This is a genomic window from Lachnobacterium bovis DSM 14045, from assembly GCF_900107245.1.
Classification (GTDB): domain Bacteria; phylum Bacillota; class Clostridia; order Lachnospirales; family Lachnospiraceae; genus Roseburia; species Roseburia bovis.
This window is the reverse complement of record NZ_FNPG01000014.1, coordinates 66,585-76,779: the sequence shown is the minus strand read 5'-3', so window position 1 is coordinate 76,779 and position 10,195 is coordinate 66,585. Positions and strand designations below refer to the sequence as shown.

The window sequence follows — 10,195 nt, the reverse complement described above, 5'->3', positions numbered from 1 at the left end:
GGCCCAATGGCTCAGTTGGTTAGAGCGCCGCCCTGTCACGGCGGAGGTCGAGGGTTCAAGTCCCTCTTGGGTCGTATGGGATCTTAGCTCAGCTGGGAGAGCATCTGCCTTACAAGCAGGGGGTCACAGGTTCGAGCCCTGTAGGTCCCATTTAGTCGAAAGGCTAATAAATGCCGGCGTGGCGGAACTGGCAGACGCGCAGGACTTAAAATCCTGTTGTGGCGACACAGTACCGGTTCGATTCCGGTCGCCGGCATTAACTTTTTGTAAAGTTAAATATAATATGATGTGTGTGTGTAGCTCAGCTGGATAGAGCACTTGGCTACGGACCAAGGTGTCGGGAGTTCGAATCTTCTCACGCACGTATTTATGAGGCCTTCGGGCCTCTTTTTTTTACTTGTTATTTAGATAAAAATATAATATACTATTTAATAGTACGTTTAATGGTTACAAATATTGGAAGGAAAGTATTGAATGAATTCGAATAATAAAAATGATATAAATAGAAATAGATTTTACTCATGCAATGATATGGTTCGTTTATCATGCAAGGAGTGTGCAGGATGTGGTCAATGTTGTGAAAATATGGGAGATACAGTTAAAATTGATCCATACGATTTTTTTATAATATCATCATTTTTAAGAAAGAGCTTTGATGAATTATTTGATAAAAAGATACAAGTTCATAGAGAAGACAATGGCTTGATTTTACCACATGTAATGCAAAGTGAAAAGGATAAATGTGTTTTCATGGATATGAATAGAAGATGTTCAATTCATAAATATAGACCAGGTATTTGTAGATTATTTCCTTTAGGACGTAATTATGAAAGAGGAACATTTAGCTATTTTATAGTTGATGGGGCTTGCACTAAGGGATATAAAAGTAAAGTGAAAATATCACAGTGGTTAGGAATAGAGAATATTACACAATATGAGAAGTTTGTTTCTGATTGGCATTATTTTATTAAAGAGATTGCTATCATATATAATTATGTACTGAATAGTGGATCTAATACTGATTTGGATTTGTATTTACTGAAAGTTTTTTATAGAATGCCTTATAATGTTTACAATGAGAATGATTTTTATGAGGAATTTTATAGAAGATTGAATCACGTTAATCAGTCATTGGAATCAATTAAAAAAATGGATCCAATTAAGGACATGATAGACGAATGTTATATGTGAGAGAGGTAAACTTTTTGATAATTATTGGATTAGATAATTTTTAATAATTATTGAGAAAGATAATATTAGAAATGATAATATTAAGAATGATTATTTATGAAGCTATATAAAGAATTTTAAAAGTTCTTATATTATAAATTATTTTTGGAGGTTAATAATGAAAAAGAATGAAATGTTTATTGTTTGCTTAGATTTAGAAGGAGTATTAGTACCTGAAATATGGATTGAATTTGCTAAGGAAACAGGAATTGAGGAATTAAAGAAGACAACAAGAGATGAACCGGATTATGATAAATTAATGAAATATCGTTTGGATATTTTGAAAAAAAACTCTTTAGGCTTGAAAGAGATTCAAGAAACAATTAGTAAAATAGATCCAATGGATGGTGCAAAAGAGTTTTTAGATGAATTGAGAAGCTTTGCACAAGTTATTATTGTAAGTGATACTTTCTATCAGTTTGCACAACCGCTAATGAAAAAATTGGGATATCCAACTATTTTTTGTAATAATCTTATTGTTGGCGAAAATGGACAAATTGATGATTATCAGATGAGAGTTGAAAATACAAAATTAACAACAGTTAGAGCATTACAGACTGCTGGTTTTGAAACAGTCGCAAGTGGTGATAGTTATAATGATTTATCAATGATAAAGGCAAGTAAAGCTGGATTTTTATTTAGAAGTACAGATGAAATTAAAAAATCTAATCCAGAGATTAAAGCATTAGAAACATATGAAGAATTGCTTTCTGAAATTAAGAAAGTTGTTTCTAAAAATAATTAATATATATAATATATAAGAAATATTAACAAGAATAAAACAGCTATATAATACATAATAAGTAGAGGATATAGTTAACAAGAATAAAGCAGCTATATAATACATAATACGTAGAGTATATAGTTAACAATAATAAAATATAGTTATATATTATTCAATAAATGTAGAACCTAACTATTAAGAAATATTCAAGGAATATAACAAGTGGGTAATCTTTATAAATATTTGATTAAGTAAGGAAAATAAAGAAAATAAAGAAAAAAAGAAAGTAAAGAAAAAAGAAAATAAAGAAAAAAAGAAAGTAAAGAAAAAAGAGCTGTGAATTACTATAATTAAAGTTTTATTATAGTTACAGCTCTTTATCTTTTTAATTAAAGTGGTGCGTAGCTAATACTGATTTTGATATCCTGTGCGTAATTACCGAAGTTTTTACCAAAGATTGTTAATCCACCTATATTTTCAGCATCATCGTCAACCGAAAACTTAAATTTCATATCGCTAGAGTTATCTAGATTAAAATCGTTGATGGTTATATCAGAGATTTTTAATCCATCGATATAAGTTCCAAATTGATTAATAACTATCAATTTTAGAAGACCATATTGGTTCCAATTTGGAAACCACCAATCAGGGGTAAAAATACCTTGCACATCACCAAAATCTCCTGGTGAAGTCCAGGTTCCTATATGTTTTTCGTTAAGAGAAAAACTAATATCTGATGGCCAATTATTGTTTACACCAGGTGCTTCAGAACTTAGTTCAGCTGATATCATTAATTGAGTTATTTTTTGGCCGGCTGGTATGAAATTTGGAATGTCATATTCTACATAACCCTTTGTAAACCAAAGTATGTCAGCCTCATATCGTGATGGATGAGAAAAATATCGTGTATCGTCTACTTCGCCAATGATAGCTTTCGCAGACGCCAAACCGCAAGTTGGGAATACCTTATAATCTGAGTAATGTCCTACTTTAAGTTCAGTATTGTAAACATTTACATTTTCCTTTTCACTATCAATATCAATAAGAATTTTGTCAACATGAACGGAACAAATCTTTTGATTACCATGTCCAAGGGATTCATTAGAAATTGTAACTAGTCCGCATGCTTCTAATTTTTTCATATGATTAGTGAGGGCACCATTTGTAATGTTAAGTTTTGATGCAAGTTCATTCATGTTCATGCCTTTATTGGTGAGCAATTGCTTAATAATTTCAACACGAACTTCTGAACCTAATGCTTTAAACAATTCTAATCCATCATCAAGGGATTCAATGTGAAGCATTTATTATTCCTCCGTTTATTGATATATTTGCGTAAAAAGATAGAACAAGCACGATAAAGTTACGCTCGATATTGTGCTGTAATTAAAAACAAACTAAAATAAAATTGTATTTTTTAAAAAAAACTAAAATATAAAAACATCATAAATAAGTATATAGGTTAATTAGCGTTTAGTCAATCCATAAAATATTATTACTTTAGATTTTTCTAAAATAATTTTTAGATACTAGGAACCTATAAAGTGCTTGATTATTAATGATTGTCATATCAGAAAAATAAAAAATAGTTTTTCTAGATTAAAAATGCACAATTATCAATTTTATTTTTAATTAATATTCACAAATATATAAAATAATTCAAAAAATATTAAAATAAATATTGACTATTACATCCAAATGGAATACCATAATATCAGGAAAGGAAAGTTCCGTAAATATACTGTAATTATAGGAGGGAAATTACAATGAATAAAAAGTTTGTAAGTGCATTATTATGTGCAACAATGGTTACTGGATCGTTAGTAGGATGTGGAACATCTAGCGCATCAAAAAAAGCAAGTGCTGATGAAAAGAAGGAAAAACCAGTAGTAACAAATTTCGGAGATAAGAATGGAACGAAATTGGATCTTTGGACATTTGTAGGACAGCATGCTGATTTTTATGGAAAAATGGTTGATAAATGGAATGAAAAAAATCCAGACCGCAAGATTTCTTTGAAAGCTACAACGTATCCATTTGCAGATATGCATACTAAATTAACTATGACTTTACAGTCAAAGAAAGGTGCGCCGGATATTTGTGATGTTGAAGTTGGACAGTATCCAAATGTTGTTAAAGGACAGGATGAATGGCTTTATTCATTAGATGATGCTATGAAACCTTACAAAGATACAATGGTTAAATCGAGACTTGATATTTATGCTGGAGAAAATGGTAAACATTATGGAGCACCATTCCATATTGGTGCAACTGTAATGTACTACAATATGGAGCAGCTTGAAAAATATGGAATTACACAAGCTGATGTAGATGCAGTAAAGACATGGGATGATTATGAAAAACTTGGAAAGAGATATGTTCAGGCTCGTGGAGAAAAAGGAAAATTCTTTACATCAGTTGATACAGGCGGAACAGACTGGTTAACAATTGCTATGTCTGAATATGGAGAAGATTGGACAGGTGGAAACAAAAAAAATGCAAAACCAAATGTAAAACTAAAATCTGTCAAGAAAATGTTGGAATTACAACAAAAATTATTAAAAGAAAAAGTTGCACAGGTTTCAACAGATGGACAGGTTGATACAGATGGTGGTATAGCTGATATTGGTAATAATACAATAGTATCTTTCCCTAAAGCTTTATGGTTCATGAGTCGTTTTAAAGATAAATTGGGAGCTGATTCAGGCAAAGACCAGACAGGAAAATGGTATATTGGAAAGTGTCCTGTATTCGAAGAAGGACAGAAGTGCTCTGTTGGTATAGGTGGTACAGGTACTGTTGTAACACAACAATCAAAAGAAAAGAAATTAGCAGCCGATTTCTTATGTTTTGCTAAGATGTCAGAAGATGGTGAAAAGATGATATGGAACGATTTGGGATTTGATGTATGTAATACTGCCCTTTGGGATGCATGCAATTCTGATCAGGATAATTTTTATAACAAATTTTTCCGTAACAAACCTTATGAAGTACTTAATCAAATTAAGGATGATATAGGAAAGGTTTCAATAACAAAAAATACACCTGCTATTAATGATCAGATTAATACAACAACTTTGAATGATGTTTTAGAAAAAGGAAAAAATGTTGGAGAGGCTTTAGATGAGGCACAGTCAACAATCGAATCAGAGGCAGAATAAATATTCAAAAAGAAATATACTATATAAAATTAGAAGATATATCTAGGAAAAGTAATTAAACATTATAAAAATAAATGAATAGCCTAGGAATGAGAGTTCTTAGGCTATTCTACTAAATGAAGCTTGTATGAGATATTAACAAATTAAAGATTTGTAGGATAAGATGAGCGAATAAAGGATATTTGCAAATAAAAAGATGAGCGAATAAAAGATATTTGCAAATAAAGATATAAAGATATTTGCAAATAAAAGATATGAGCAATTCAAGGTTTTGTAATAGGAAGGATTTTTCGGGAGGTGGAAGTATGGTAGAACATACATCTTCTTATTCAAAGAATAAGGAGAATAAAATGAAAAAAAACAATTTGTTAAAGAAATTTTTATATTCACAAAAAACAGCTCCATACGTTTTTGTTTTGCCATTTTTATTAAGTTTTTGTATATTTTGGATTTATCCGTTTAGTTCAACAATTGTGATGAGTTTTCAAGATATTCAACCAATGGGAACAAAATGGATTGGATTAGGAAATTATCGAAAGTTATTGGCTGATAAGGTGTTTTTACAGGCAGTAGGAAATAGCGTGATGTATATGCTATTGACATTGGTTTTATTGATACCATTTCCTTTATTATTTGCATCTTTATTAGACAGTCGATTAGTAAAGGCAAAAGGGGTATGGAAAGCACTTTTATATATACCATCATTAACTTCAGTTGTTATTTCTGGTACATTGTTTAGAATGATGTTTTCAGAACGTGATGGAAGTCAGTTTAACTTGATTTTGAATTTCTTTGGACATGGCAAAATTCAATGGTTGAAGATGTATCCAACAGCATATTTTGCATTACTATTAATTGCTTGTTGGAGATGGACAGGTGTAAATATGCTTTATTTTTTATCAGGATTAAAGAGTATTGATACTGGTCTTTATGAATCTGCTGAGATTGATGGCGCAACTGGATGGCAAAAGTTTATGTATGTGACTATTCCAATGTTGAGACCAACATTAATTTATGTTTTAACAATTTCAATTTATGCTGGTTTAGCTATGTTCCTTGAAAGTTTTATGTTATGGGGAAATAGTTCACCATACAACATCGGTACTACAATCGTTGGGTATTTATATAGAAGAGGAATTGAAAAGAATCAAATGGGTTATGCTTCAGCAGTTGGACTTGTTCTTTTAATAATTGCATTAGTTATTAACATGATACAACTTGTTTTAAGTGGAACATTTAAAAAGGAGGAAAGTTAAGATGGATAATACAATTTCTAAAATTAAACCAAATAAAAAAAATAAAGTTGGTGGAAGAACTCGTAGCGTCTTAACTGTACTTTCAACAGGTTTTTTTGCACTATTGTCTTGTTTAGTCGCAATGCCTTTAGTAATTGGTTTTACAGCTTCTATGAGACCAGGCTCAGAAATGATGGCACAAGGTTTACATTTAAACTTAAATTTTAAGGAGTGGATGTTAGATAATTATTTATACCTTTTAAGTGGAAATGAAGATTCTTGTAAATTTTTTAACTGGTTCAAAAACAGCTTTGTTTTAACATTAATATCAGTAATTGGAACTTTGGTTTTATGTTATTTTATAGCATATGGACTATCAATGTATAATTTTAAATTAAAAAATGTATTATTTTTTATAGTAATAGCTACAATGATGGTGCCATTTGAAATTTTAATGTTACCTTTATACCAAGAAATTATTAAATTTGGTTTGATCGATACAACACTAGGTGTTGTGTTACCAGGATTGTGTGGAGCTTCAACGATATTCTTTTTTAAGCAGTATATGAGTTCTTTGCCAAAAGAGCTGTTAGATGCTGGAAGAATTGATGGAGCAACAGAGTATGGAATTTGTCTGAGAATAATGTTACCAATAACAAAACCTGCATTTGCTGCAATGGCAATTTTAACATCGATGGGTGCATGGAATAATTTATTATGGCCAATGCTTATTTATAAAGATGCACAGAAATTTACATTACCAATTGGATTAAATACATTGCTTACACCATATGGAAATAATTATGATGTATTGATTGCTGGTTCAATGTTTTCATTAATTCCAGTGTTTATAGTATTTATTCTTTTCCAAAAATACTTTGTAGAAGGTATGACGGCTGGAGCAGTTAAAGGTTAAGAAGTCGAGAATAATTACATTATTCATGTATACGGTTAAAAAAACGAATACAATGATGTTAAGTTAAGTTACGTAGAAAGTAAAAGCAATAAATATAAAAATAGAGAATTATAGGAGAAGAGTTATTATGGACAATAAATTAAAATATAATGAGCCATGGATTCTCCAAAGAGCTGATCCATTTGTGGTAAGGCACACTGACGGTACATATTATTTTACCGCTTCTGTGCCAGCGTACGATGGAATATGTCTTAGAAAAGCATCTTCGTTGGCTGGTTTAAAAACAGCTGATGAAGTTGAAATATGGCATAAACATGAGTCAGGCCCAATGAGTATCCATATATGGGCCCCTGAAATGCATTATATAAATGGAAAATGGTATATATATTTTTCGGGTGGTGATAAAGATGACATATGGAAAATTAGACCATATGTTTTGGAATGCCAAGGACAAAATCCATTAGAGGATGAGTGGAAGGAACTTGGAAAAATGAAAAGAGCGGATAGGGATGAGTTTTCTTTTGAGGCTTTTTCATTAGATGCAACAGTTTTTGAAAATTTGGGGAAATGGTATTATGTGTGGGCAGAAAAAGTTGGAGTAGGAAAACAAATTTCAAATTTATATATTGCAGAAATGCAAAGACCAGATAAATTGAAAACAGTGCAGGTTTTGTTGACAACCCCAGATTATGAATGGGAAAGAGGTGCTTTTTGGGTTAATGAAGGACCTGCTGTTATAAAAAAGAAAGATAAAATATTTTTAACTTTTTCGGCGAGTGATACTGGACCATCGTATTGTGTTGGAATGTTAACAACGACGAAAGATGCGGATTTGTTAGATCCACAGAGTTGGACGAAAAGCAGATATCCAGTAGTGAAAACTTGCAAAGAAAAAAATATATATGGACCGGGGCACAATTCATTTACCGTAGATGAAGATGGAAATGATATTATGGTTTATCATGCTAGAACTGAAAGTAAGATTATAGGTGATCCGTTATATAATCCTAATAGACATACGCAGTTGATGAAAATCAATTGGAGCAAGGATTGTAGTCCAGTTTTTTCATTTGATTGATGTGTATTAATAGTGCTAGTAAGTTAGTTAGAAGCCAGACCATCATAAAATGGATTATGAATTGTATATATAATCTGATTCTTAAGAATAAAGGGTATTTTTGGAGGAAAAAACATGGCAAAATTAGTAATTAATGATATTGAGGAAAAAAATAGAATCGCTCCTGAAATTTATGGTCATTTTTCAGAGCATTTAGGAAGATGTATCTATGAAGGACTTTATGTAGGTGAAAAATCAGATATTCCAAATGTAAATGGCATGAGAAAGGATGTTGTTGAAGCCTTAAAGGAGATTGATGTTCCAGTCCTTAGATGGCCAGGAGGATGTTTTGCAGATGAATATCATTGGAAAGATGGTATTGGTGATAAGTCAAAAAGAAAAAAAATAATTAACACTCACTGGGGGGGAGTTGTTGAAGATAATAGTTTTGGAACGCATGAATATTTTGAATTATGTAAGCAATTAGGATGTAAAACTTATATAAACGGTAATCTTGGCAGTGGGACTGTGCAAGAAATGTCAGAATGGGTTGAATATATGACATTTAAAGGTGTTTCTCCAATGGCAGAATTAAGGAAGAAAAATGGTCATGAAGAACCATGGAAAGTTGATTATTTTGGCGTGGGAAATGAAAATTGGGGATGTGGTGGAAATATGACTCCTGATTTTTATGCCAATATGTATAGAAGATATCAAACATATGTAAGAAATTATGACCCTGAAAAACCTATTCAAAAAGTATGTTGTGGCGCAAATGTTGATGATTATCATTGGACAAAACATGTATTAAATACATGCTATGATCATACCCCAGAACAGTTACACGGATTTATGGATCATATATCGCTACATTATTATGTACATCCAGAAGGATGGGATATCAAAGGAAGCGCAACAGATTTTTCAGAAGAGTGTTGGTATAAAACCTTAAAAAAGGCGTTATATATGGATACTCTGATTAATAGACATAGTTCAATAATAGATCAGTATGACCCAGATAAAAAAGTTGGATTAAGTGTTGATGAATGGGGTACATGGTTTACTTGTGAACCGGGAACCAATCCAGGATTTTTATATCAGCAAAACACTATGAGGGATGCATTAGTTGCAGGTATAACTTTAAATATTTTTAATAAACATTGCGATAGAGTAAAAATGGCATGTATTGCTCAGATGGTTAATGTCCTTCAGGCTGTTATCTTAACAGAAGGTGAAAAAATGATAAAAACACCAACATATTATGTTTTTCATATGTATAGACATCATCAGGGAGCTAAACTTCTCGAGAGTAGCTTGTCTGGCATAAATGAAATTGGTGAATGCGAGTGGATTGTTCCAGAAATCACGGAATCTGTTTCTAAAAAAGATGATATAGTTACAATTACATTAAATAATTTGTCTGCAACAGATAAAAAAGATTTAGATATTTCTTTTGTGACGGGAAAAGAATATGAAGTAGTTGAAGCAAACATTGTAACGAGTAGTGATATGCATGCTCATAATACTTTTGATTCTCCTGAAGTTGTAAAAGAGATTACTTTTAAAAACTATAAAACTGTGAAAAATGGTTTGAAAGTTACAATACCAGCATGTAGTGTAGTTGAAATTAGAGTTAGATAAGTAGTAGTTATTGTATAAAATATTATTCTGTGTAATGAAAAGATCGCATCATGTAATAGCATCTAGTTAATGTTATTATGTGGTGCGTTTTGTAAGTTTGTAGTTTTATAAATTTGCTTTTGTAATTATGTAATTCTATAAGTTTTTTGCAATTTTACACTTTGTTAATCCAAATTATTGGGTAAAAAACACTTGAAACGACTGTTGTTTTAATGTTAAAATTTTAATATG

General features: G+C 31.1%; 8 protein-coding genes and 4 tRNA genes. 11 read left to right on the top strand and 1 reads right to left on the bottom strand.

The window, feature by feature from the left end:
- The 6 genes from BLV79_RS06765 (at window position 1) to thrH (ending at window position 1,975) form a co-directional block, all read left to right on the top strand.
- Window positions 1–74 (top strand) — tRNA-Asp (locus BLV79_RS06765).
- 3 nt (window positions 75–77) lie between these two features.
- Window positions 78–150, top strand: a tRNA-Val gene (locus BLV79_RS06760).
- A gap of 22 nt (window positions 151–172) precedes the next feature.
- A tRNA-Leu gene (locus BLV79_RS06755) sits at window positions 173–256 on the top strand.
- 34 nt (window positions 257–290) lie between these two features.
- A tRNA-Arg gene (locus tag BLV79_RS06750) sits at window positions 291–364 on the top strand.
- Between the two features lie 110 nt (window positions 365–474).
- Complete coding sequence (locus BLV79_RS06745; RefSeq protein ID WP_074717366.1) at window positions 475–1,191, top strand: YkgJ family cysteine cluster protein; 717 nt, start codon at window positions 475–477, stop codon at window positions 1,189–1,191.
- A gap of 172 nt (window positions 1,192–1,363) precedes the next feature.
- Window positions 1,364–1,975 carry a bifunctional phosphoserine phosphatase/homoserine phosphotransferase ThrH gene (gene thrH, locus BLV79_RS06740; RefSeq protein WP_074717377.1) on the top strand — a complete coding sequence of 204 codons (612 nt, stop codon included), beginning with the start codon at window positions 1,364–1,366 and terminating at the stop codon, window positions 1,973–1,975.
- A 368-nt stretch (window positions 1,976–2,343) separates the two neighbouring features.
- Here the strand turns inward: thrH and BLV79_RS06735 are convergent, their stop codons facing one another.
- Window positions 2,344–3,258, bottom strand: a complete 915-nt coding sequence (locus BLV79_RS06735) for an ArsR/SmtB family transcription factor (RefSeq protein WP_074717364.1) — start codon at window positions 3,256–3,258, stop codon at window positions 2,344–2,346.
- A 462-nt stretch (window positions 3,259–3,720) separates the two neighbouring features.
- On the opposite strand from BLV79_RS06735, the gene BLV79_RS06730 reads away from it, so the two are divergent.
- From BLV79_RS06730 to BLV79_RS06710, 5 genes are all read left to right on the top strand, one after another.
- Window positions 3,721–5,115, top strand: a complete 1,395-nt coding sequence (locus BLV79_RS06730; RefSeq protein WP_074717362.1) for an ABC transporter substrate-binding protein — start codon at window positions 3,721–3,723, stop codon at window positions 5,113–5,115.
- Between the two features lie 305 nt (window positions 5,116–5,420).
- Complete coding sequence (locus BLV79_RS06725; protein WP_242871449.1) at window positions 5,421–6,371, top strand: carbohydrate ABC transporter permease; 951 nt, start codon at window positions 5,421–5,423, stop codon at window positions 6,369–6,371.
- Between the two features lies 1 nt (window position 6,372).
- Window positions 6,373–7,266, top strand: a complete 894-nt coding sequence (locus BLV79_RS06720) for a carbohydrate ABC transporter permease (RefSeq protein WP_074717360.1) — start codon at window positions 6,373–6,375, stop codon at window positions 7,264–7,266.
- 127 nt (window positions 7,267–7,393) lie between these two features.
- Complete coding sequence (locus BLV79_RS06715) at window positions 7,394–8,344, top strand: glycoside hydrolase family 43 protein (protein ID WP_200795884.1); 951 nt, start codon at window positions 7,394–7,396, stop codon at window positions 8,342–8,344.
- Window positions 8,345–8,458: 114 nt separating this feature from the next.
- Window positions 8,459–9,964 (top strand): alpha-N-arabinofuranosidase, encoded by a 1,506-nt coding sequence (locus tag BLV79_RS06710; RefSeq protein ID WP_074717356.1) that lies wholly within the window; start codon window positions 8,459–8,461, stop codon window positions 9,962–9,964.
- Window positions 9,965–10,195: the final 231 nt, after the last annotated feature.